The sequence below is a fragment of the Priestia sp. 3CA3 genome (assembly GCF_056836725.1).
This window is the reverse complement of the sequence record NZ_JBXENJ010000004.1, coordinates 56,847-79,924: the sequence shown is the minus strand read 5'-3', so window position 1 is coordinate 79,924 and position 23,078 is coordinate 56,847. Positions and strand designations below refer to the sequence as shown.

The following is a 23,078-nucleotide window of genomic DNA, read 5'->3' as shown; positions in this document are numbered from 1 at the left end:
GTTATAACCCCTCTCTTTTTCTCAAAAGCACAATGGCTGTGCCCAAGAATAAAATAGAGAAGCCTACATTCAACCCGATAACTGAAAGAGAAGCGCCGATATCATTTGTATAAATCAATTTAATAAGTCCATTATTCATCCAGGTTAAAGGTGATACATTGACGAAGCCTTCTCCAGCTCCATTTTGAAAATAGGTTCCTCCCACAATACACGACACTTGAATCACAACCATAATAATTGCTCTTGACGCCGCTTCCGTCTTCGTAAGGTAGCTAACTCCTAGTCCAAAGCTAATGGCAAAAAGAATCTGAGATACTAACATTACAAGTACTAAGAGTAAATGATCTCCCCAATTCGCATCAAAAAAATATTTAGTCGACATAATGACGACTAATACACAAATGGCGTGAACCAAAACAGTGCCTAAAATTTTCCCGACAAAAATTTCAGCGGTTTTAATCGGTGCGGCTACTAATCGAATTGCTGTATTTCGCATACGCTCTCCTCTAATTAAATAACTCGCTGAGATAGATCCGTACAAAACAATCATGGTGGTCATTGAAATAGCGTAGTAATCTATTGAATTTGGCTGTTTTTGAGAATGAAGGGATGTTTCTTGAATATAGTCATGCTTAGACGCACGCAGCAGGTTCTCGACTTGCTGAGGATTTACTTTGGCCACTTCCATAGCCACGTTATACTTATCAACAAATGTACTTAACATACCTTGCACCACGTTAAATTCAATGCTGTTTTCTTCATTTCCGTAGAGATTAATGCCTCCGTCTTTCACTTCTACATAAGCTGTATAATGCTGCTCTTTTACTTCTTTTTTTCCATCCTGATCTTTTTTCAACGCTTTAAAGTGAATGCCCGATTTTTCTGCATGTGCAGCAAACTGCTTAAAAGCGGCAGATTGTTCATTACTTGTGTCCATTTTGTAGAGAACGTAACTGTCGTCTATCGTCATGTCGTTATTAAAGGCTTGAGACAAAGCTGTTCCTAAAATAAGGACAAGAGCTAGCGGAAAAAGAATCATAAAAATAAATGCACGCTTATCTCGCAGATCACTTTTCATTTCTTTCAAAGCAATTGCAATAATATTCATTCGTTATTCCTCCTTTCTTTTATAAATCTCTTAAACTGCGCCCTGTGAGCGTCAGAAAGACCGTCTCTAAATTAGGGGCTTGTTCTTTAACTGCTTTAATTTCGATATGATGCGTCATTAAATAATGAATGACTTTGTTTAAGTTATTCACTTCGGCGCTTGAATTAATTTTAATGATTCCATCTTCATACGTAACGGCTGTTACGCCTGGAATTTCCTTTAGACCGCTGCAATCTATATCGTCTGCTTCTTTTACTTCAATCCAAATATCTTTTGTATCGGTGATAATCGCTTTCAGCTGCTCTTTTGTTCCTTCAGCAATAATTTTGCCGTGATCAATAATTGCAATTTTTGTACATACCTCTTCTACTTCTTCCATATAGTGACTCGTATAAATGATTGTGCTTCCCATTTCATTTAGCTTTTTTACAGATGTTAAAATATAATTTCGCGACTGAGGATCAATGCCAACCGTCGGTTCATCCATAATGATCAGCTTAGGGCGATGAGCAATTGCGCATGCGATATTTAACCTTCTTTTCATTCCTCCTGAAAAGCTTTTCGGATACGCCTTTTGTTTATCTAAAAGCCCTACAAACGCTAAAGCTTCTTCGACTCGTTCGCTAAGAAGTGATCCTCTTAATCCGTAGAGTCCTGCAAAAAACTTCACATTTTCATAGGCTGTCAAATCTTCATAAATCGCTAAGTCCTGCGGAACAATTCCGATGTTCATCTTTGCGAAATTTCGGTGTTTCTTTATATTTTTCCCAAGTACTTCAATATCGCCGCTGTTGCTTTGAAGAAGACTAGCTACCATATGAATCGTTGTGCTTTTTCCTGCTCCGTTTGTTCCTAAAAATCCAAATATATCTCCTTCTTCTACTTGTAAAGATAAATTATCTACCGCAATAAAATCTCCAAATTTCTTTGTTAATTTTTGAATGGATAATACGTTCATCATTTCACCTCTAGTGTGTTGGTATATCCTTATTTTATGAAAAAAAGGCAAACTTACGTCAGTGCATAAGTTCACCTTTTCTCCATGAGAAATCTCATTATTTACGTATGAAGTTTCTCACCTATCGGCAGCAGTGTGGTAACAGAAAATCCGTTTGTACCGTCGACAATCACCGTTCCGTTAATGGAAGCAGCGCGCTCTTCCATTCCTGCTATGCCAAGTCCTTTTTGAAACAAGTGAGCGCCTTTTCCATTGTCTTTGACTTCTACTTTAACCATTTTATTTAGTACGTGAAGCTCAATGGCAATCATCGTTGCTTCTGCATATTTCAAAGCATTCGTAATAGCTTCTGTTATATTTTCATGAATAATTTTCCACTGAAGAGGCGTGATAAGATCTAAATTCCCTTTGTATACAAGAAGCATTGCGATACTATGCTTAGCCTCAAATTCACCAATAAATAATTTAAGACGGCTGATTCCTATTTGCTCAGCGGGAGGCTTTATACTTTTTAACGTTAACCTAATTTCTTCAATGCCTTCTTTCGAAATTGTAATCGCATTTTGAAGAAGAGACAGCGCTTTTTCCTCGTCTTGCTTCATTACGTGCTTTGCTGCCTCCATTTGAATAAGTGCTCCTGTCATTGAATGACCAATCTTATCATGAATTTCCTGCGATAGTCGATTTCGCTCTTCTAATTTTGAAGCATATTGAGACTGTCTCACATACTCTTTATTTTCATTCACGTGCTTTTGCAGCTTTTGCATACTTACTCTCATTTCATCAAGCTTTTGTTCATAATTGTTTGTCCGCTTTTGATAGAGAGCTGCTCCTGTGTAAATAAAAAAAGTAAACGCAGCGACTAACACATACAGAGCTCTAATATCAGAGGGAACTAGCAGCACTGGAAGCAATACAAGCAGCACCATCCATTTTTTTACGACTGATTCTCCAATAAGCTCACAAAGGTTTAGCGGCAAAAGAAGAAAAAACAAAGGATGAAGTTGATACGCACAATATAGAATAAGGACAATTGAAAAAGCAATAAGCATGCGCTTGAACGCGCTCTTTTTCACAATAGACGCGGCGATATTAACACAGCTGTAAAGAAGCAGTGCTAACACAATAGCTGAAATCGAGTGTACATAATTAAACTGAATGTACGTAATAGCCAAAAACAGCATGAGGATGAGCTTGGTCATCATTAATCCGACTTCCATAGTCCTACTTCCCTTTACCGGTTAAATAGTAAATAGCAATTTGAGTACGGTGCTCAAGTCCCGTTTTACTTAAAATCGAACTAATATAGTTTGCTACGGTACCTTCTGAAATAAAAAGCGTTTTAGAAATTTCTTTATTTGAAAGCCCCTTGGCAATCAGCGTCATAATGCTCGTTTCACGCTCGGTAAACTGTGTCATATCCGCTTTGGACTCGCGCTCAGTTGCAGCGTTTAAACTTGATTTAATTTTATCAAGCACAACATCTTGCAGCACCGTATGTCCGTTGAACACACTTTTGATTGCGTCTCGAATGCGCTCTGGCTCTGTATTTTTTAACAAGTAGCCTTTAGCTCCGTTTTTTACAGCATCAATAATATATTCATCGTCATCAAACGTAGTTAAAATTAGCGGCTTTGCTTTCGTTGACTCTGAAATAAGCTTTGTAGCCTCTACACCGTCCATAACAGGCATTCTTACATCTAACAATGCAATATCGACGGAGTGATTCTTGCAATATTGAACGGCTTCTTGACCATCTTTTAAAGTAGCGACAACGTCGAATTCCTCGTATGTATTTAATATAATTTTCATTCCTTCTCGAATAAACGAATTATCATCTGCAATAATAATAGTAATTTTCATTTCTGCAAGTGAGAAGATCTCACTTTTTTTCACATCCTTTTTTCACATCCATCCCGATGCTTCTCATTTATTGTAGCCATAATAAACCAAAAGTTCAATGCGATAGTTTGCAGTCTTTCTAAGCACTAAAAAAGAGCAAACCTCCGCAGGTTTACTCTTTCGTCCTGTTACTTCTGAGCTAACTTAATCACCGTCTCTAAAAGTACGTTTACACCTTTTTCGCATTCTTCCCAAGGAGTGAACTCTTCTTCACAATGACTTTTTCCGTTTACGCTCGGAATAAAAATCATAGCCGTCGGAATATAGCTAGCTAAAAACTGTGCGTCATGTCCAGCTCCGCTGACCATTCGCTTGTAGGAATACCCTAGCGAACGAACCGACTCTTCCACTTCATCACAAACCGTTTTATCAAACCACACGGTATCGCGTCCCCAAAGCTTGGTCACCCGCACTTCGCACCCTTCTAACAGCTCCGCTTGATCAGGCAGTGATTGAATAATTTTTTCCACGGATGCAATGACATCTTCATCCGTATGTCTCGCTTCAAGCGAAAAAATCACTTTATTTGGAATAACGGTATGAATATTAGGCAGTACGTTCATACGCCCCATTGTATAGACTAAATTTGAATCCAATCTGCCGAGCTCATGACGAGCTTCAGCAATCAGGTTATTAGTTGCAAATAGCGCATCTTTCCGCATATCCATCGGCGTCGTACCGGCGTGATCTGACTCCCCCGTAACTTCAATTTCATAGCATACCATTCCGAGCACGCACTCGACTACACCAATTGATTTGGCTTCTCTTTCTAAAATAGGCCCTTGCTCAATATGTAATTCTACAAATGCCGATGCTTCAGTAAGACGGTTACTTCTATCGCCTTCATATCCGCATGATTGAAGGGCTTGCTTAAACGTCACGCCGTCAACATCTGTCTTCTTCATCATAACGTCTTTTTGAAACTTGCCCGATAAAATACCTGAAGCCATCATAGAAGGCTCAAAACGCGCTCCTTCTTCATTCGTAAAGTTAACAATCATAATCGGCACCTTCGGCTTAATATTATGTTCAACCAGCGTCCTTACTAACTCTAACCCTGCAACTACACCGAGGATTCCATCAAACCTTCCGCCTTTTTTTACGCTGTCCATGTGTGAGCCAATCACAACAGGCGGCTTATCTTCTAGTCCTTCAAGCGTGGCGTAAATACATCCAAGGTCATCGATTTTAATATCCATTCCAAGATCCCGGCAGCATGAGCAAAAATAATCTCGTGCTAGGCGATCTTCTTCTGACAGCGCTAGGCGGGTTACACCGTTATTAGGTGTTCGTCCATAATCGGCAAATCGTTCAAGCGTATTTTTTAACCTTTCTCCATTCACTGCTACTTTTTGTCGTTGCAACTCAACCACTCTCCTCATTATTTGGTTATAAAGTGCGTCTAAGATGCTGTGTTAATGAATATCATTCATTATGACATAAAATAGGCGATATCACTTGAAGTCTGTTAGAACCCCTTCCATTGTTTTTGTAATGAAAGTGCGCAGCTTGCCTTATGTATCTATTAGCTTCAAAACGTAAATTTCCTGCTTTTTTCTATGAATAATGCACGCGTTATTTATGCATTTTTATTATAAAAATAGCGATAGGTTTTTTTCAAAGAAAAGAGAATTAGTTATTATACTAACTCTCCTCTACACACTTACTTTTTATTTGCTTTCTTCGCAATCGCAATCATTGTAGCCAAAACACCAACTGTAATAATCACAATAGCAATTACGGCAGTGGTAATAATAATTCCTGATGTCACTTCTGAAACACCCATTAGTTTACGTTCTCCTTTTGTGCCTGACCTATTTATCTAAATCAGCATATTGATCGATTTATTCCTATTATATACGAACTTGTAAAGCGACGAAATATGTGACACATAATTGACATACTGTTTATATGTTTTCTTTTAATTCTACGTTTTATTTAAGAAAATACGGGAATAATTCAAACATATATAAGAAATACTCTTTATTTCTTTAAAGAAGTATTGTAATATAAATGTAACAATTGTAATATTAACAGCATGAATGTTACATATATTTCAACGAATGAGTAGGAGGGAAATGGAAATGAAAAAATTTGGAATAATCTTAGCATCACTTGCTCTTTTCTTTTCACTAAGCACAGGAGTTACAGCTCAAGCAGCATCACAAAATCTATCAACGACTAATGCGGTAAAAATTGCAGCAAACGCAAGCAACCATTTCTGGAATGCACTTCATGGATCTAAAGGTAATTTATGTACTCAAAAAACATTTAATTATAAAGGCACTCAGTACTCATATCTTTGTCAAGATTTTAATACAAAAAGCAAACTAGTAAGCTACTTATCTGAAACGTTTACAAACAGTGCTATTCAAAAAGGATTAACAAATTATCGCTACATCACATATAACGGAAAGCTTGCTCGTCCTGTCGGTGACGGATTCAGCATGCTAGAGTGGAACAAAGCAAAAGCAAAACTAACTTATCAGCGCGCCGATGTTCGCTCTTATCAATTTACGGTTCCAACAGTTGACGGAGGAAGTGTAAAACGCACCGTTACATTTTATAAATCTGGTTCACAGTGGAAAGTAAATAAGTTTGATGCTGTACTATAAGCAATATAAAAAACAAGGTCTTCTAAGGCCTTGTTTTTTTATGCTCTCTCTTCCGCTCTTTATTAAAGAAGTTTCACTTTATTTTCACCAACTCCCCTTATAGTATGGAGACACACTACTACTTATTCGATACATTGTCATCGGAGGATTTTATATGAACATACTACAAAAAAGAACGGCTTTTATCGTAACGGCAGCTTTTCTTTTAGCATTTGTTTTCAGTATCGTTTCACTATCACACTATAAAGGAGAAGAACATTTATTTTCAATTCAAGAAAGTAATCAGTTAAAAAAGATTACGAATGGTATATCTGCTCTTGATAATAACTCAAGAGATCATCGTCTTCCTTCAGGAAACGGTCCTGCTTCACCCAGCAATTCCGGAGAACACGTAACGCCTTTTCATAATCTATCTATGGATAACGGTGCCGGAAGTCAAGGAGCTAATAAAGACTATGAAACGCCGCTAGCTCTTTATACGGTGGGCTTTTTTATAGCAGCAGCTTTCGTTTACGGATTAGTAAAGAAAAAGAAATGGCATCATTCGATAGGGCATTCTCGCGTTATTTTATGGTCATTACTTGGCACTGGTTTATTTATTCGGATTGCACTGATTCCGTGGGTAGGCTCTCATATGGATGCGTCGCTTTTCAAAAACTGGGCATCGGTTGCGGCTAATCATTTTTCAAATTTCTACGCTAAAAGCGGAAGCGATTATCCGCCGTTTTATATTTATATCTTGTTTATCGTTGGGAAAGTTGGCAGTTTACCGGATTTTCAGCAGTATTTTTCGCTGTTGATTAAAATTCCGCCTATTTTAGCAGATGTTGTCACATCTTATTTACTCTATCGTTTAGCTCGTAAATACTTGGCACCTTCTTTTGCATACCTGTTAGCAATTGGGTATTTATTTAATCCGGCCATTTTAGTTAATTCAACGTTTTGGGGACAAGTGGATTCATTTTTCACTTTACTTATTGTCCTAGCCATTGTAATGATTACGGAAAAACGAATTTACGCGTCGGCCGTTATTTTTACAGCAGCGGTCTTAATGAAGCCGCAGGCGATTATTATCCTGCCTATTTTGTTTTTCGAGCTCATTCGCCTGAAGCAAGTGAAGCATTTCTTCGGCATTGCTTTAACGGCGGCTTTCACTGCTGGGGTGATTTTATTGCCTTTTTCAGTCGGAAAAAGTCCAACGTGGATTATTGATTTATTTTCATCCACCATTGGAGAGTACCCGTATGCTTCTGTTAACGCCTACAATTTTTATAGTTTAATAGGCGCAAACTATAAAGACAGCTCTGCAACGCTGCTGTTTTTCAGCTATCATACGTGGGGACTTATTTTTATCGTCGCGACAACTATTTTTTCTTGGCTTATTTATATAAAAGGACGGAGCTTTAAATACGCCGCTCTTGCAGCGCTTATTCAAATTTCAGGGGTATTTACGTTTTCTTCAAGCATGCATGAACGCTACTTATTTCCAGCAGCAGCGCTTGCTTTAGTGGCTTATATTTATTTAAAAGACAAAAACTTGCTTTACTTATTCCTTGGATTTAGCATCAGTATTTTTATGAACACTTTTTTTGTTTTATACGGCGACAGTAATATGCAAAACAGCACGTCATACCCGTTTTCTATGTTTGCTACGTCGATGCTAAACGTTTTGCTTGTTGTTTATTTAGTAAAAGTTGCTTGGAATTTAGTCCAAAAAAGTACGGTTTTAAAAACGGCATAATACAAAAAGCTCAGTGAGTATGATTAATCACTGAGCTTTTTTACATAACAAGCGACATGCCTGGCGCGTCTTCTTCTCTTTCTTGAAATCCTAATTTTTTATAAAAATGATGCTTTCCTTTTGCTGCAAACAGCTGAATCGATTCAATTCCGCTTTCTTGGCATTTCGTCAACAGCTCTTGAATAATTTGCTTTCCAAGCCCTTTGTTTTGATATGTGGGATCAACCATCACGTCGCAAATAAGCGCTTGGTAAATTCCGTCTGAAATCATACGGCCAAATGCAATTAATTGTTCATTATCATAAATACCGACTCTAAACCAGCTGTTGGCTGCCGCTTCAAACAGCTGTTCTTTTGTATAATTGCCTTTTTTACTTTTATGTAATCCGCTCGCTTCATGCAAAGCAGCAAACTGCTCAAATAACGGAACCTCTTTTTTTATTACGTAAGACACGTTCATTCTCCTCTCAATACCGTTGCTTTCTATATTATATTTATACATCAAAAAGAATAATAATTCAACATTTTTATCTAGTTATCTTGTTACCCTTTCTCCAAATAAAAAAACTGCCAAACGGCAGTTTTTTAGGCCTGTGCTGATTTTTTTCGTTTTTTAAGATCAATTCCTGCTATAATAAGCAAAATGATTCCAAGAGCAATCATGATTTTACTCACTGTTTCTACCCATTCCGGTGCACCTTCAGCAAGTAAAAGTGAAAATCCAATGATATAAACCGGAAACCCAACGAGAGCCCAAGGGGATTTCACCTTCTTTGTCTTCATATATAGGATCTCCTCCTTCTTTACAGATTCTATGTAGGCTGTATATGATGAGTTTATCAGAAAAAATTGGAAACGACAAAGGAGATAAACGCATGCATACGTTGCCTCAAACATTTTGTGATACAATTACTTACCTTCACTCTCATAAAGGCCAAAAGTGGCTAACTGACTTTCCTCAGCTGATTCGCTACTGCGAACAGCGATGGCATATCACCATTCACAGTCACTTCCCTCTTTCTTACCACTTTGTTGCTCCTGCGCGCAAAGCAGATGGAAGCGAACTAGTTGTAAAACTCTTTGTAGAGCCTTCAGAGCTGCTTCATGAGCAAGAAGCACTGACAGCAATAGCTGGTGAGAACACGGTAAAAATAGTGGACAGCGATGCTGAAAAAGGCATTCTACTGCTTGAAAAGCTGTCTCCCGGATGCCCGCTTTCCTCTTTATCAACTAAAGAAGAGGCTGCGTTAATCGCTGCTCGGCTCATGAAATCTCTGTGGCGCATGCCTCAATCAGACTCCACTATCGAAGAAACAGCCGTTAAAAGAGAGAAGCAGCTTCGAGAGTATACACAAATGTATCCAAGCGGCATTGATTTTCTTTCTTCCGAAACGCTTCAACACGCGCTAGCCGTTTTCTCTGAATTAAACCGGGCTTCTCAGCAGCTTTTTTTGCTTCACGGAGACTTGCATCATGATAACATCTTACAGTCTGGTGAAGCGTGGAAAATAATTGATCCAAAAGGGTTGATTGGAGAAAAAGAGTACGAAATTATCCCTTTTCTTTTAAATCATCTGCCTAAGACAAACGTAGCAGAGGCAATTGACCATCGAATCAATATATTTGTAAAAGAACTGAACGTAAGTAAAAAACGCATTTTACTGTGGGGATACGCTCATTCTGTATTAGCCACGTGCTGGTTAATAGAAGACCGCCAAGACGCCGCTTCTTTTTTACGTGCTATAGAAGCATTTCAGCACTTATTTGAGTACTATTACGGGCATAAAAAATAAGAGCCGACATTTGGCTCTTATTTTTTGCATTTCTCTGCGACAAGCTCATATGATTTTAATCGGTCAGCCGGATCGTGCGTAATGGTGACAAGCATGAGTTCATCCGCTCCGTAGCGTGCTTGAACTTCTTGAAGACGGACGTGTACTTCTTCCGGGTTTCCGATAATCATAGCTTCTTTCATCTTCTTCATTTTTTTCTCTTCTTCTTCTGTAAGCGGATAGCTGGCCGCTTCTTTAATAGAAGGCACACCTTTTGCTTCCATTTTATCCTGTTGAATTTTCCATACGAGTGAGCTCGTTGCGATGCGATGCGCTTGCTCGGTTGTTTCAGCGCAAATGACCGATACAGTGACAATCGCATAGGGCTGATTCCCGCTCTGTCTTGGCTGAAAAGCCTGCTTGTACTGATCAATAATAGCTGAACCGTCTTGTTCACTCATAAACTGTCCAAACGTATAGGCCATTCCGTTTCTAGCAGCGAGCTCGGCACTTTTTTTACTTGTGCCAAGCAGCCACGGTTCTGGAGAGACAGGCGGAAGCGGCGAAGCTGAAAGCTTGGCGTATTCATGTTCAGCCGGAAATTTATCGTCTAAAAACTGCAGAAGCTCTTCAACAAGTTCAGGCATTTTAAATACTTGCTGCAAGAAGTTATCCGACAGCGCATTTGTTGCTTCAGCCGATCCACCCGGCGCGCGCCCAATCCCTAAATCAACGCGCCCTGGAAACAGCGTTGCGAGCATGTTATACGTTTCCGCTACTTTATACGGCTTGTAGTGAGGCAGCAGCACCGCTCCGGATCCAATTCGAATTCTATTAGTTTGTGCGCCGATATAGCCAAGCATCACTTCAGGAGCCGAACAGGCAAGTCCAGACAAATCATGGTGCTCTGCAATCCAGTAGCGCTCATAGCCAAGCTTGTCACCAGCCTTGGCCAGCTGCATCGATGCTTCTAACGCTTCCGCTGGGGTCTGATGGGATGAAACGGGCGATTGGTCGAGTATACTTACTTTCATCACACATCTGCTCCTTATTCGTTCACTTCAATTAAACTTAATGAGAAATCCCCTACCTGGCCTTTTTCATATAAATTTGTAAAAGACGTAGAGTACTGATGAATCGTTCCTTGGAAATCCAGATCTTCTTCTGGGACATTTACATGAAAAGTACCTTTATATAAAAGTGTAGTAATATCATGATATTCCTCACTTGTTACTTTAAAATCAACTGAAACTTTTGTTTTGCCTTTTACAATTTCTTGTTCATAGCTGTAAATTTGAATAGGCATATCATTTAATACAATTTCTTGTACCACGTTAAATCGTCTCCTTTTTTAGTGCGTATGAAAAATAATAGCACTTGAAGAAGTCATGAGCAAATAAAAGAGCTTCTGGTTGCGCATGCAAAAAAAGCATGGCTTTTCGCCATGCTTGTAGTCCAAAAACGATCTTATACGCGCTTTGTACGCGTGCGTTTGAATACGAAATAAAGAACAATAATCACAAATGCCGCAACTACAAACGGAAGCGTATATTTGCTTGCTACGTCTTCAATGTTCGCCCAGTTCTCGCCTAGCTTTCCGCCTAAGTAAATAAATAAAATCGACCAAGGAATCATCGCTAACACGGTTAAAGACGTAAACTTCCAAAACGGCATTTTAGCAATACCTGCAGGGATCGAAATCGCATGTCGAACAACCGGGACAAAACGAGCGGAGAAAACCACGCCCGCGCCGTATTTATTAAACCAGTTTTCCGCAAGGTCGATATGCTTATCATGAATAAATAAGTACTTGCCGTATTTTTGAAGAAACGGACGTCCTCCGTAGGCTCCAATCCAATATAAAAACCACTGTGCAATCGTTCCGCCAATAATTCCGGCAATGACTGCTCCTGGAAAACTAATCATGCCTTGAGAAATCATATACCCCCCGTAGGCTAGTACAATTTCACTTGGAATGATTTCAATCATTAAGCCGAGCGCAATACCTAAATAGCCAAGGCTCGTTAAAAAATCCAAAATACTCGTAATAAATGAACTCACCTTTAATCACCTTACTCATTCTTTAATAATTTTACACTACTACTATATTCCAACCATCAGTATAAAAGGAAACTATGAACTCATTATGAACAGCTTACTTCCCCGTTGACTGCCGGTACCTTTTCCGCAGCTCATGCGTATGCAGATCCGCTAGGCGGACCGGAATCGGAAGCTTACTTTCTTTTGAAATAAAATGCATCATAAGCTGATATGACATGTCCAAATCAATATAGTTTCCGCACGACAGAAAAATAGGCTTTACCCCTTTGGCTGTCCTTACTACTCTACCATAAACTTCATCATCAATCACAATATCTTCATAAGCGCCCTCTGTATCTTCAGGCATAATGTAATCATGTCCCTTGATCTTTAAATAGCTTTTCCCTATTCCAACGGTAGGTTTATTGAGAAAAAACGAAGCATGTGTGGCTACTCCCATGTGCTCATAGTGCAAATATCCGTTGCCATCAAATAAAAACACGTCAGGCTCTACCTGAAGTTTTTTAACCGCTTCAAGAATTAAAGGAAGCTCTCGAAAAGCTAGAAACCCAGGAAGATAAGGAACCGTTACTTCTCCTACACTGTGCACTTTTTCCACAACGTTTTTCGTCTGATAATCAACCACTACAATGCTGCACGCTCCGTGAGATATGCCGTTTTCTTCCCAGTACGCAACATCAACACCAGCACAGTTATGTATATGCGTCATTTTGACGCGTAATGTTAAATCAATTTGTGCTTTTAGCTTTTGCTGAAGCGTCCGGCACTCCTCTTTCGTTTGCATCGTAAACGCATGTATGTACTGAATATCCATGTTCCATTCCTTTCATTGACTGACTCACCTATTATACAACTATTTTCTAAGAAATTCCTATTCTTTTTTTCACACCTTCTATTATAGCGCTGTTTCCTTAACGTTTGATTAAAATCGCTATTCGTTTACGCATTTTTTGTAAACATCATCATGAAAAAATCCCTATTTTTCTTTACGAAATGTCAACGTTTTCTACACACTTCCTCTATATCAGCATCACATTTTTTCGTTACGCTATTTCTATACCAACGCATAGGAGAGAAATGTGATGAAAAAATATTTAGCTGGTTTAAGCGCCGTCGCCTTATTATGCTGTTCAATCGCCTCTTCTGCTTTTGCACGCACGGAAGAAAAACTCACAAATATCGCGCACCGAGGAGCCTCTGCCTACGCACCTGAAAATACAATGGCTGCTTTTCACCAAGCGTTAGAAATGAATGCGGATTACATTGAACTTGACGTGCAGCAAAGCAAAGACGGTGTACTCGTTATTATGCATGACCGTACCGTAGACCGAACGACAAACGGAAGCGGACACATTCGAGAGTTAACGTACGCGGAGCTTCAGCGCTTGGACGCAGGAAGCTGGAAAGGGGATTCTTTTACGAATGAAAAAATTCCAACTCTTTCGCAAGTATTAGATGAATTTCAAGGAAAAATCGGTATATTAATAGAGTTAAAAGCGCCGGAACTTTATCCTGGAATTGAAAAAAAAGTAGCTTTTGAAATCAACAAGCGACAGCTCGATCACGTTATCATTCAGTCTTTTAACGTTTCATCCATGAAAAAAATGCATGAGCTTCTCCCAAACGTTCCTATAGGGATACTAACTTCTTCACAGCGAGACGCAAGCCCAAATTCAATCCAGCAATTCGCCGCTTTTGCCACTTACTTTAACCCGTCTTATGACATCCTAACGCCTGCTCTTATCCACCAAGTCCATTCTGCCGGAATGAAAATATCACCGTGGTCTGGAACCAAGCGGCTTCCCGCTTCATTTTTGTGGAAAACAAAAAGTGACGGAGTGATTACAAATTATCCTGATGAAGTGAATTGGGTGCAAACATCAAGTGCTATCGGACAACAGCTCGAAAAAGGAAGCGCACGCCGAGTAATTACACTTGCCGTCACAATGTGGCCATAGTTCCTGTAATCTTTTACTAGTAACCTCGTCTTCCTTACTGCCTTTTTAACGCTTCAATACGTTTGATTTCACTGAAATACCGAAAGTTCCCTTTAAAACATCTCTCCATCGTTTTAAAAAACTGCTCCGCTCCTCCTAACACCACCATAAAAAAGTCTTGTTTTGGAAGCACTGCTTTTACGGGAGGAGATGTATGCAAGGTATACAGTACAAACTGTTCAGAAGCCGATTTTAAGGTTAATACTAACGGTTGATCTGGAAAATTCATCTCTCCATATCCGGTCTCTTTTAAACTCTCCATTGCATCCAACAAATAAAGCCATATCCCATCTATAACATCCCATGCAGATATATCAAGAAGCGACTCACCGTAGTATTCGAGCTTAATAGCTCCTTCAAGACAAGTAAAATCAAACTGATTACCGTAACGAATGAGTTCTGCTTCATTTGATATCTCGATAAAATAGGTAGATTCCTTTTCATATAGAGATGATAAATCGGTAATCAAAATACCTGGACGCTTAATGAATGTTTGAACACGAAACAACATTATCCCTCCATGCCCTGTTTACTTTCACAGCTCAAATAAATTTTCTCCGTCCTTATTCACCCAATATTTTTCTGTTTCTGGAATCAAAGCTGTAAAGTCTTTATACGTTCCTTTCCAATCGCTTGGAACATATTCTTCAAATGAAGCCGGCTCAGGAAACAGTGAGTAGAACGTCTTTTGATCAAAATCCACCAAAAACGAAGGGCTAAAATCTAATACGTCTTCTTCATCTTGGCTTTCTATTTTATCTTTAAACAGCTTTAAAAGAGTAGCTGCATCTGCTTTATATGACTCTATACGTTTTAAAAAAAGCTCAGCATTTTCATTGCTAAGAACTTCGATCCCTTTTCGTTCAGGTTCAATGTACTCGTCAACGGCTGAATCACCTTCATTTTCAAAAGCTTGTGCAAACTTTACATAATCCAAATACCATAGCTCTCGATCGGTTACATACCATTGAAACTGCTTTTTATGTACTACTCCGACAATTACGTTTTCAGCATATATGGGTTCTAGCATGAGATGGACCTCCTTGCTTTTATTAGCTTTGTGACCTGTTATATACGATTTAATTAATCTTTAAGCACTCTCTTTTGTACTTTTTCATTCAGCTTTCGCTTTAAATATTCAGCAATTTCTATTTGTCCTCGTTCAATCGCAAATTCACAGGCATCCATATTTTTCATCGTATCCCCTGTATATGTTACAGTAATATCAATACCACTCTGAACAAGGTATTTTACAATATCAAGATGACCACCATAAATCGCTGAAAATAAAGGATTTCTACTCGAATCGCTTACATCTAATATTGCACCTCTATCATATAAGTACTGAACTATGCTAAATTCACCTACACTCGCTGCATGTGCAATTGGCGCTGACTTTGGTACACCTTCATTTGTGTTAATATCCATCCCGTATTCAACTAGGAACTTTACCATGTCAAGACTACCAGCTCTAGCAGCCACGTGTAGCCACGTTCCAAAGGGAGTTATAAACTCAAGCAGCCTTTTATCTGCAATCAGAATCTCTTTTGCTTGTTCTGTATCACCGTTCTTAATGAAATCATAGGTTTTAACTGCTTTTTCCTTATTATCCATAGAAACCTCCTAAGATATTTTTGTTGATGCGACTTCTTCATCAGTTCATAGTATCAGGCAAATTACGATTAGTTCTCTAAAACTCCTTCCAAAATCCATCTAATAATTCAAATAGGATTATGTGGATATTCTTTTAAATAGTGCTCTATTAAACTCTTACCTTTTTCATCTGCTGGTACTTCATTTAAATATTTGTACTTCCAAAGTTTGAGCTGCTCTAAGAAACCATAATCTGTTTGAAACCAATTTGTATAATCAAAGGATACTGAGAATTCCCCTTCTCTATCAAGGCTCATTGTAAAGGAATACCACAAATCCTGATTATGTTCTTCAAACACTTCTCTCACTTTACTGCTAAGATCCAAAAGTTTATCTTCTTGTTCATAGAATTCTAATTCAGAAACAGCAAATCTTTCTGTAATATCTAAGCTATAATGATACGTTTTTTTATTGCCAGGCTGATTATAAAAGAAATACGTTCCTCCTCCATCTTCTGATACCTGTCCATAAAAATAAAATTTCTCCCAGTCTTCTGGAATCATATTGTTAACTGTTTTTGCTATCTCTTCATAAAGCTTCTCCAATTGCTTTTCTATATCCATCATACGGCGTCTCTCCTCCTGTTCATATTTACTTTAGATTCGTTGTCTTACTCTACTTCAACATATTGGTTCACGGCTCTCTTCCTATGCATTAAAACCAAAAATCCTCAATAGCCTGCTCTACTGAGGGTTTTACTCTTCACTTAAACTGTATTTTTCTCTATTTAAATTAACTCTATAATAAGTTTAAAGTATTTATCATCTTCCTGAAAAAAGATTTTATAATCTTCAATTTGATAAGCCTTGTACAAATACGCTTTTGCTTTTTCAAACTCTCCAAGCTCATAAAAACTTTCCCCTAACCGCAACAACAGAAAAGGATTTTCATTTCCGTCCGGACACTTCAAGGCATATTCCAAGCTGCGTATAGCATCTTCGTAGTTTTTTATTAAAAAGTATGTATCACCCAAAGTTCCGTAAATCCACGTAGCCGCTGACCATTTTTCCTTTGGCTCTGGAACTAATTCAAGTGCTCGTTGATAAGAAGCAATCGCTTCACTCATTTGTTTCAGTTCAGCGAATTGATCACCTTCTTCACATAACTTGACAATTTGCTGGTGAAGTTGATCGTTCATTTCCATTACAGCATCTCCCTACTGAAATAATAAGGTTTCATCTTCATGATCCTTTTAGCAGCTTTATATATTTGACATCTTGCCCTTCGAACGATCATCCTTCTGACTTTTTATTAGCAATATCAAAAAATTCTTTTGCGACATTTAATTCGCCCAATTCATAATAAATAGTTCCTGATAAAAATTCACGCTCTCCGTCATCTATTCTTTCAAAATCCGATGTATATAAATGATTTAACCATTGCTTAGCGCTTTTGTAATTCTTTATCACTGTAAATGTATCAATAATATCCCGTACAATATTGTAAGTGTCAGGATATAAACCTTTAGGCTGTGGAATTTCACCCCAAGCTTGTACCAATAAATCTATAGATGTTTCGTAATCATTATTTTCAAAGCATTCATCGCTTTTGGTCTTATATTTCTCAATTCTCACTTGCTTTTCAGGGTCAATTTGTATCATTTCTTCCTCCACTCAAAATATCTTCATCTCTTTCATTTAATACTGCCTTCACTTGATCTCTTTCAAAAATCACCACATATTCATATGGTAAAGCTAAAACTTGAATAAGGGATGGACGAATCTTTAATAATTGATAAACATAAAAAGCCTCAAGCTCTTCTGTATCATCTTCTTCATTTACCGGCCCTATGTACCAGCCAGAATCTCCTCGTTCAGCTCCGCCGCTTCTTTGTAAGTAAATACTATCTACTTCTAGTATATTTTTAGCTACCACGACTTTATCTCTAAAGCTGATACCTTCACCATTTTTCATGTTTAACTTGCGCAAAAAGTGAACTTGTTCCAACTGCACCCATAGAGCAAGCGTTAAATCTTCTGTATAATCCTCAAAGGGATTCCCTGAATAGTCCCGTGAAAGAATGTAATACTCTTCATTCTTTACAGAAACAATAAAGTTCGACCACCCTATTTGTATCGAAAAGCCGTCAGTCCATTTTTCTCTTTCTATCGTTTCAAAGATACGAAATAGACTCTGAACCTGCATTTTTAATTCGTGTTCTGCTTGAACTACGACTACTTTATCCCCTATATTTTAATGAATTTTTCAATTATTCTTCCCTTTCTTTTTTCACTAATTTTGTTGCCAAATATATTGCGTTTGGACAGTACGTAAGGTTGCTTTCTATAGCTTATACCCATAAAAATACTTTTGTCCTTTTTCCCAGTTTTTAATGGAAAGATTATCAATATACTCCATCATTTTTTTATAATAGCTTGCATTCATAATTGTGCGGTAATCTCCAGGCACTTTTTCCCCAGTTAAAATGGATAATAAAGATGGAATCAACTCCATTTTTAATGGTTCTTCGTTATGTACTGCAATCATCGCTCTTTGGACTAATTTTTTTGCTAAGTCTCCGGGAAAAGCTAAATTTTGTTGAAAGTAATAACTTTCTGGATCATTCTCATTGCAATACTCAACATAATAGTCTCCTATTTCCTCGGCAGTCGCCTCTTCTCCAATTTTCGCTTCATAGTCAAGGAAAAAATCAAGCGAATCCCTTATGATAATAGCCGTATCGTCAATTTCGTTCCAGTCTTCAAGTAAACCCAATAAATATGGAACTACTTCAAGAGAAAGTGATGTTATCGCTGCGGATGCAAACGTATCAATTGTTTCTTCAGTACCTTTACTAAGAAATCGCAGGTTGTTTGAATCTCTTAAGTCGTCATGTGTTGCGATAGCGAAAAAGACCCTTATACACAAATTCAAAACCGCTTCATCTTTAGTCCGGTTCATCAATTGAATTAATGACGGCTTTTGAGTAAAATCCCCTATTTTATATAACTCTATTAAATTAAATAAAATGTCCCTTTCTGTATGGCTTTTCAATAGATGTTCTTTTATTTCAGCTTGAGATAAAGTGGTTTTTTCACCAAACCATATACTATTCATAAGGTTTCTTGAGCCTACCATCATTACACCTGCTTTCGCTAAGTAAATTATCTATTTCAACTTTCCCTTTAAATATTCAGCAATTTCTATTTGTCCTCGTTCAATCGCAAATGCGTAAGCATCCATCTCTTTCATATTTTCACCAGAGTATGTAATCGATATATTAATATGATTCTCAACTAACAGTTTAACCATCTCAAAATGACCGTTATATATGGCAGCAAACAGCGGATTTCTATCTGGTTCACTGATATCAATTTCAATATTATGGTTAATAAGATACTTAGCAATATCTATATGTCCTTTTGCAGCCGCTCTTTCTAAGGCATTGGTAGAAAAAGTTCCTCCTTGTGCATTCACATCTATTCCAGCACGAATAAGGTATTGTACGATTTCTAAATGACCATAAGCTGTCGCTACATGTAGCCATGTGCCGAAAGGTGTAATCCATGTTAACATTTCTGGATTTTTCTCCAATAAGTCTCTTACCTTATTTAAGTGACCACCTTTTATAGCGTCTCTAATAGCTTTTGTCATTTGAGTTATTTCCATTTTTCGTTTTCCCTCTACTTTCTACCTTGTCGAATTCTCTCCAAAATATATCGTCTCTCTGCTTGGTGTAATGCGCTGTAGTGTCGGGAGCTTATTGTCTATAGCAAGACTCCATTCGTTGCTTCTTTATATACTCCTACTAGTCTTCATTACTATGATTTTGTTTAATTTTATGTAAAAGAGCCATCACTTTTTCTTTATCATGGGCATGATCTTCAATATATACGTGGCAAATTTTGTGCAAGTAAGTTAAAAACGTTTCATAATCGACAATAACACTTTTGTCAGTGTCACCCGTACCGTCTAGAAATTCAATTCCGTTTTCAACATAACCCTCTTCCCACGGCTCTAAGTCACCTGAAAATGTACAAATGTGGTACTCATTTCCATAACCAGTTTCCTCTGAAAAATAGTGTAAGACTTTTAAAAATTTTTGATCTGATAAAGCGCTATAAAAACTTATCATGGGAGACAACGTACAATCTATATCATGAAATAATTCTACGATCTTCTTCATTCGTATCCCCTTTTTATAATTAATTGAATCAACGTTTACTATTTGATCACGCCTACTTCTATGAGAGCCTCAAAAAATCCACAATTATTTTCATGCCCTACTTTAACTGCGGATTAATGAAGCATAGCTAAAAATTCTTTGAATGTATCTGCAACAGGGTACGTGTTCGGCTCAAGCTCAGCAGAATTTTCATGATCCCATACACAAACGCTAGGGTTATCTCTTGAATTTCTATAATCTAAACACACAAAATCTCCTGCAAATAAAGTCGCGATTGGTAATAAAGCTACTCCTAATAAATCTCCATCATCTGTAAGCCGATCCTCTAATTGAGTCCATGTTACATCAATATCAAACGTACCAGCTTCATTGTTCTCTGGGGCTTCAAGAATACATAAAAACCTTATTAATACATAGCTATGACTCTTCACTTTAAAAGCTTTTGCTTCTGGAGAAGCCCCGTTATTTCTTTTTATCATTTGTTTATAGTCTGGAGGTAATTTCACTCTCCAAAACGCTTCCTTTTCAGCTAGTAAATTATCCGATGGTAATGGATAAATGATTGAATCTTTTTTTATTTCCATTGAATGTACTCCTTCTCTGTAGTATTCTTTCATTCCCTATTGAAATATGTATATTTAACATAATGAATTACACTATAAGCTGTTCATTTTTTATCTATCTTTTACAGCCTCGAGATATCTCTTTAGATGCTTTTGTCCTAGCTTACTTTTTGGCAAGATACCAAGGTATTCATATTTCCATATTGTCTTCCTAGCATGGGAATCTGCGGCTGAAAGATCATCATAATTAAATTGAATCGTAAACGTTTCTTTGTGATTAAAAATTAAAGTGAAGTTGGTCCATGGCTCTTGGTTCTCACTGCAGGTAAACACTTTCCACAATTCTTGGATGCAGTCTAATAATTTGTTCCATTGTTTAACATAGTCTTCTTCACTTACAGCAAAAATTTCAGGAATGTCATGACTGTATATAATTTCATCACTGTTATTAGGATAATAATAGAAGTACGCTGTTTGGGCACCATCAACAACTTCACCATAAAGATAAACTTTAGAACACGCTTCCGGAATGGTCTCTATTACGATATTGCCTATGTCTTGATATAGCTTATTCACTTTTTCTTCGTTCATCTAACATTCCTCCTGCTGCCTTGTTAAATTGCCTAAGAAGCCCTAGCAAAATATTAAAGCCTATTACGTTTCACCTTTTCAAACCACTCATTAGCATTATAACTAGCGGTTTTAACATCATCATTTGTATAAACCAACTCGTAATTGTATTCCGCTGTAAAGTGGCCGCTCTTCACATCATAAATTAATTTCATCTCCGTTGGCATGTCTCTGTTATTTTCTTTACACAGCGCTTCAATTTTTTCAATATCTTCATTTAAAATATCTAATACCATAAATCCTCTTTTCGGAGATGTATCATATCTTTCATCCTCATCCTCTAAGGCGTCGTTCACTTGATGAGATTTTACATATTGATTGTTAATAAGATAAAAAAACTTGCTAGCGATAATGTTTCCTTCACACGAAGCATAGATATACACTTTGTCGGCTCTATCGTTAATATACTCTATACAAATTGATATCATATCAGCTTGGAGTTCACTGAATCGGTCTTCAAATTCTTTCATATGATGTTGCACCTCGCTTATAAACTTTTAATTCTACGCTTGTAAAATGTTCCCTTGATGCAATTCTTTAGGGTTAATTTAGTACCTTCATGAGGTGGGAATTTAACCACAAATACTGGATTTATGCTAAATTGGATTATTGGGATACTCATTTAAATACTTATTGATTAAAGTCTTGCTTTCGCTATCATCTGGTTCTGTTCCTAAATATTTATATTCCCAAATCACTAGCTGGTCATCAAAGCTATAATCCGTGTCAAACCAATTTGTATAATCATAATGCACCTTCAATTTGCCATCGCTATTAACAGATAGTGTAAAAGAGTACCAAAGTTCTTGCTGATTATCTTTAAAAACGTTTCTTAATCTATTACTTAACTCAAATAAAGCTCGATCCTTCATTTTATAAAATTCTTTATCAATATCGTCGTATTCACAAGGAATTTCTAAACTATATTTATAGTTCTTTTCATTCTCAAGGGTATTATAAAAAAAGTAAGTGCCTCCGCCCGTTTCGGATATTTGAGCGTAAAAATAAATCTTTGTCCATTTGGTAGGAATCATTTCATTCACTGTTTCAGAAATTCCCCTATAAATTTGATTTATTTCTGTTTCCATACTCAATATGTTCGACCACCTAACTGTTTTTCCAGTTTATAACGCGTTCCTTACTGTACCATCCATTAATGTTTCTCTATAACTATTATAAACCACTACAATAAACTCATCATTACTCTTATCATAAAACACTAAAGTACTAAATACTTTCTCTCTACTTCCTGCATTGCATTCTTTATATTTCAAATACTAACTTTTTACTCCAACATAAAAAAAGAATTCGACTCTTTTCGAATTCTTTTCCTAATTTAACAACTTCTCTCCTCATTTTTTTGCTCTTAAGCAATTTGTACCACCTGCATGAGAGACAATCTAAACCCAATCAATTTTCAGTCCTCCTTTGCTTTAAATATTCAGCAATCTCAGTCTGCCCAAACTCTCTTGCATATTCATAGGCATTCATATTTTTGATATTTTCTCCCGTGTATCTAATCGACACATCTATTCCTTTTTGCACTAAATATTTAACTACTTCTTGATGCCCCCCATAAATTGCTCCAAACAGTGGATTTCTCTTCGCTAAGCTCACATCTAGTTCTGCTCCAGATTCTATTAAATACTTTACTATCTCTAAATTACCGGACCCAGCTGCTAAATTTAACGCAGAAGCATCAAATGTCCCGCCTTTCGCATTAACGTCAATTCCTTTTTCAACTAAATATCGGACGATTTGAAGGTTCTCTTTTTTAACCGCTACATGTAACCACGTACCAAATACAGTCACGGTATTTAAAACCTCTATATCATCTCCTATTAGTTTTTTCACTGCGTTGATATCGCCAGTTTTAATGGCATTTCTTATCAATTTCTTACTATGGCTTCGGTCCACTATGCAAACTCCTTCATTATCATCTACTCAAATAG

The 23,078-nt window shown here is 37.4% G+C and carries 31 protein-coding genes; 4 read left to right on the top strand and 27 right to left on the bottom strand.

The window, feature by feature from the left end; translation table 11 throughout:
* Window position 1: 1 nt before the first annotated feature.
* The 6 genes from AC1VNJ_RS12230 to AC1VNJ_RS12205 form a co-directional block, all read right to left on the bottom strand.
* Window positions 2-1,108, bottom strand: a complete 1,107-nt coding sequence (locus AC1VNJ_RS12230) for an ABC transporter permease (protein ID WP_033579193.1) — start codon at window positions 1,106-1,108, stop codon at window positions 2-4.
* Between the two features lie 19 nt (window positions 1,109-1,127).
* Complete coding sequence (locus tag AC1VNJ_RS12225; protein ID WP_028413090.1) at window positions 1,128-2,066, bottom strand: ABC transporter ATP-binding protein; 939 nt, start codon at window positions 2,064-2,066, stop codon at window positions 1,128-1,130.
* A 101-nt stretch (window positions 2,067-2,167) separates the two neighbouring features.
* The gene (locus AC1VNJ_RS12220) at window positions 2,168-3,286 is read right to left on the bottom strand and encodes a sensor histidine kinase (RefSeq protein ID WP_482640840.1); all 1,119 of its coding nucleotides are present in this window, start codon (window positions 3,284-3,286) and stop codon (window positions 2,168-2,170) included.
* Window positions 3,287-3,290: 4 nt separating this feature from the next.
* Window positions 3,291-3,929, bottom strand: coding sequence for a response regulator (locus AC1VNJ_RS12215; protein ID WP_028408271.1), 639 nt, complete (start codon window positions 3,927-3,929; stop codon window positions 3,291-3,293).
* A 167-nt stretch (window positions 3,930-4,096) separates the two neighbouring features.
* Window positions 4,097-5,332, bottom strand: a complete 1,236-nt coding sequence (locus AC1VNJ_RS12210) for a Zn-dependent hydrolase (protein WP_033579195.1) — start codon at window positions 5,330-5,332, stop codon at window positions 4,097-4,099.
* Between the two features lie 299 nt (window positions 5,333-5,631).
* Window positions 5,632-5,754 (bottom strand): hypothetical protein, encoded by a 123-nt coding sequence (locus AC1VNJ_RS12205; protein ID WP_013057357.1) that lies wholly within the window; start codon window positions 5,752-5,754, stop codon window positions 5,632-5,634.
* Between the two features lie 292 nt (window positions 5,755-6,046).
* On the opposite strand from AC1VNJ_RS12205, the gene AC1VNJ_RS12200 reads away from it, so the two are divergent.
* Window positions 6,047-6,583: an IseA DL-endopeptidase inhibitor family protein gene (locus tag AC1VNJ_RS12200; RefSeq protein ID WP_014459798.1), complete on the top strand. Its 537-nt coding sequence runs from the start codon at window positions 6,047-6,049 to the stop codon at window positions 6,581-6,583.
* Between the two features lie 154 nt (window positions 6,584-6,737).
* The gene (locus tag AC1VNJ_RS12195; protein WP_482640839.1) at window positions 6,738-8,324 is read left to right on the top strand and encodes an MptA/MptB family glycosyltransferase; all 1,587 of its coding nucleotides are present in this window, start codon (window positions 6,738-6,740) and stop codon (window positions 8,322-8,324) included.
* Between the two features lie 40 nt (window positions 8,325-8,364).
* Here the strand turns inward: AC1VNJ_RS12195 and AC1VNJ_RS12190 are convergent, their stop codons facing one another.
* Window positions 8,365-8,784: a GNAT family N-acetyltransferase gene (locus tag AC1VNJ_RS12190; protein ID WP_243556703.1), complete on the bottom strand. Its 420-nt coding sequence runs from the start codon at window positions 8,782-8,784 to the stop codon at window positions 8,365-8,367.
* Window positions 8,785-8,909: 125 nt separating this feature from the next.
* Window positions 8,910-9,107: a hypothetical protein gene (locus tag AC1VNJ_RS12185; RefSeq protein ID WP_034269118.1), complete on the bottom strand. Its 198-nt coding sequence runs from the start codon at window positions 9,105-9,107 to the stop codon at window positions 8,910-8,912.
* Between the two features lie 92 nt (window positions 9,108-9,199).
* On the opposite strand from AC1VNJ_RS12185, the gene AC1VNJ_RS12180 reads away from it, so the two are divergent.
* On the top strand, window positions 9,200-10,117 hold the full coding sequence (locus tag AC1VNJ_RS12180) for an aminoglycoside phosphotransferase family protein (protein ID WP_482640838.1): 918 nt from the start codon (window positions 9,200-9,202) through the stop codon (window positions 10,115-10,117).
* A gap of 17 nt (window positions 10,118-10,134) precedes the next feature.
* Here AC1VNJ_RS12180 and AC1VNJ_RS12175 read toward each other — a convergent pair whose 3' ends face one another.
* From AC1VNJ_RS12175 to AC1VNJ_RS12160, 4 genes are all read right to left on the bottom strand, one after another.
* Window positions 10,135-11,130, bottom strand: coding sequence for an LLM class flavin-dependent oxidoreductase (locus tag AC1VNJ_RS12175; RefSeq protein WP_033579198.1), 996 nt, complete (start codon window positions 11,128-11,130; stop codon window positions 10,135-10,137).
* A 14-nt stretch (window positions 11,131-11,144) separates the two neighbouring features.
* On the bottom strand, window positions 11,145-11,429 hold the full coding sequence (locus AC1VNJ_RS12170; RefSeq protein ID WP_063247850.1) for a DUF3219 family protein: 285 nt from the start codon (window positions 11,427-11,429) through the stop codon (window positions 11,145-11,147).
* Between the two features lie 134 nt (window positions 11,430-11,563).
* Window positions 11,564-12,157 (bottom strand): undecaprenyl phosphate transporter UptA, encoded by a 594-nt coding sequence (gene uptA / locus AC1VNJ_RS12165; RefSeq protein WP_014459791.1) that lies wholly within the window; start codon window positions 12,155-12,157, stop codon window positions 11,564-11,566.
* 94 nt (window positions 12,158-12,251) lie between these two features.
* On the bottom strand, window positions 12,252-12,971 hold the full coding sequence (locus AC1VNJ_RS12160; RefSeq protein WP_482640837.1) for an endonuclease V: 720 nt from the start codon (window positions 12,969-12,971) through the stop codon (window positions 12,252-12,254).
* 268 nt (window positions 12,972-13,239) lie between these two features.
* On the opposite strand from AC1VNJ_RS12160, the gene AC1VNJ_RS12155 reads away from it, so the two are divergent.
* Window positions 13,240-14,115: a glycerophosphodiester phosphodiesterase gene (locus tag AC1VNJ_RS12155; protein ID WP_045291777.1), complete on the top strand. Its 876-nt coding sequence runs from the start codon at window positions 13,240-13,242 to the stop codon at window positions 14,113-14,115.
* Between the two features lie 34 nt (window positions 14,116-14,149).
* Here AC1VNJ_RS12155 and AC1VNJ_RS12150 read toward each other — a convergent pair whose 3' ends face one another.
* The 15 genes from AC1VNJ_RS12150 to AC1VNJ_RS12080 form a co-directional block, all read right to left on the bottom strand.
* Complete coding sequence (locus tag AC1VNJ_RS12150) at window positions 14,150-14,662, bottom strand: hypothetical protein (RefSeq protein WP_482640836.1); 513 nt, start codon at window positions 14,660-14,662, stop codon at window positions 14,150-14,152.
* A 27-nt stretch (window positions 14,663-14,689) separates the two neighbouring features.
* Complete coding sequence (locus AC1VNJ_RS12145; RefSeq protein ID WP_482640835.1) at window positions 14,690-15,184, bottom strand: hypothetical protein; 495 nt, start codon at window positions 15,182-15,184, stop codon at window positions 14,690-14,692.
* Between the two features lie 53 nt (window positions 15,185-15,237).
* Window positions 15,238-15,768 carry an ankyrin repeat domain-containing protein gene (locus AC1VNJ_RS12140; RefSeq protein ID WP_482640834.1) on the bottom strand — a complete coding sequence of 177 codons (531 nt, stop codon included), beginning with the start codon at window positions 15,766-15,768 and terminating at the stop codon, window positions 15,238-15,240.
* A 107-nt stretch (window positions 15,769-15,875) separates the two neighbouring features.
* Complete coding sequence (locus AC1VNJ_RS12135; RefSeq protein ID WP_461673427.1) at window positions 15,876-16,364, bottom strand: immunity protein YezG family protein; 489 nt, start codon at window positions 16,362-16,364, stop codon at window positions 15,876-15,878.
* Window positions 16,365-16,534: 170 nt separating this feature from the next.
* Window positions 16,535-16,951, bottom strand: coding sequence for a tetratricopeptide repeat protein (locus tag AC1VNJ_RS12130; RefSeq protein WP_116740460.1), 417 nt, complete (start codon window positions 16,949-16,951; stop codon window positions 16,535-16,537).
* Window positions 16,952-17,039: 88 nt separating this feature from the next.
* On the bottom strand, window positions 17,040-17,408 hold the full coding sequence (locus tag AC1VNJ_RS12125; RefSeq protein ID WP_482640833.1) for a hypothetical protein: 369 nt from the start codon (window positions 17,406-17,408) through the stop codon (window positions 17,040-17,042).
* Entirely contained in the window at window positions 17,395-17,952 is a 558-nt protein-coding gene (locus tag AC1VNJ_RS12120; RefSeq protein ID WP_482640832.1) for an immunity protein Imm33 domain-containing protein, read from the bottom strand. The genes AC1VNJ_RS12125 and AC1VNJ_RS12120 overlap by 14 nt, the downstream gene beginning before the upstream one ends.
* Window positions 17,953-18,090: 138 nt before the next feature.
* Window positions 18,091-18,885 (bottom strand): Imm47 family immunity protein, encoded by a 795-nt coding sequence (imm47, locus tag AC1VNJ_RS12115; protein WP_116740456.1) that lies wholly within the window; start codon window positions 18,883-18,885, stop codon window positions 18,091-18,093.
* Window positions 18,886-18,915: 30 nt separating this feature from the next.
* A complete protein-coding gene (locus AC1VNJ_RS12110; protein ID WP_216889691.1) occupies window positions 18,916-19,416 on the bottom strand; it encodes an ankyrin repeat domain-containing protein in 501 nt (166 codons plus the stop codon).
* 139 nt (window positions 19,417-19,555) lie between these two features.
* Window positions 19,556-19,933 carry a ribonuclease toxin immunity protein CdiI gene (cdiI, locus tag AC1VNJ_RS12105; RefSeq protein WP_257043060.1) on the bottom strand — a complete coding sequence of 126 codons (378 nt, stop codon included), beginning with the start codon at window positions 19,931-19,933 and terminating at the stop codon, window positions 19,556-19,558.
* Window positions 19,934-20,046: 113 nt separating this feature from the next.
* Window positions 20,047-20,517: an SMI1/KNR4 family protein gene (locus AC1VNJ_RS12100; RefSeq protein WP_033579207.1), complete on the bottom strand. Its 471-nt coding sequence runs from the start codon at window positions 20,515-20,517 to the stop codon at window positions 20,047-20,049.
* Between the two features lie 90 nt (window positions 20,518-20,607).
* On the bottom strand, window positions 20,608-21,087 hold the full coding sequence (locus tag AC1VNJ_RS12095; protein WP_154973008.1) for an antitoxin YezG family protein: 480 nt from the start codon (window positions 21,085-21,087) through the stop codon (window positions 20,608-20,610).
* Window positions 21,088-21,140: 53 nt separating this feature from the next.
* Window positions 21,141-21,596, bottom strand: coding sequence for an immunity protein YezG family protein (locus AC1VNJ_RS12090; protein WP_033579209.1), 456 nt, complete (start codon window positions 21,594-21,596; stop codon window positions 21,141-21,143).
* Window positions 21,597-21,722: 126 nt separating this feature from the next.
* On the bottom strand, window positions 21,723-22,214 hold the full coding sequence (locus AC1VNJ_RS12085) for an immunity protein YezG family protein (protein WP_071277046.1): 492 nt from the start codon (window positions 22,212-22,214) through the stop codon (window positions 21,723-21,725).
* 322 nt (window positions 22,215-22,536) lie between these two features.
* A complete protein-coding gene (locus AC1VNJ_RS12080) occupies window positions 22,537-23,043 on the bottom strand; it encodes an ankyrin repeat domain-containing protein (RefSeq protein ID WP_482640831.1) in 507 nt (168 codons plus the stop codon).
* Window positions 23,044-23,078: the final 35 nt, after the last annotated feature.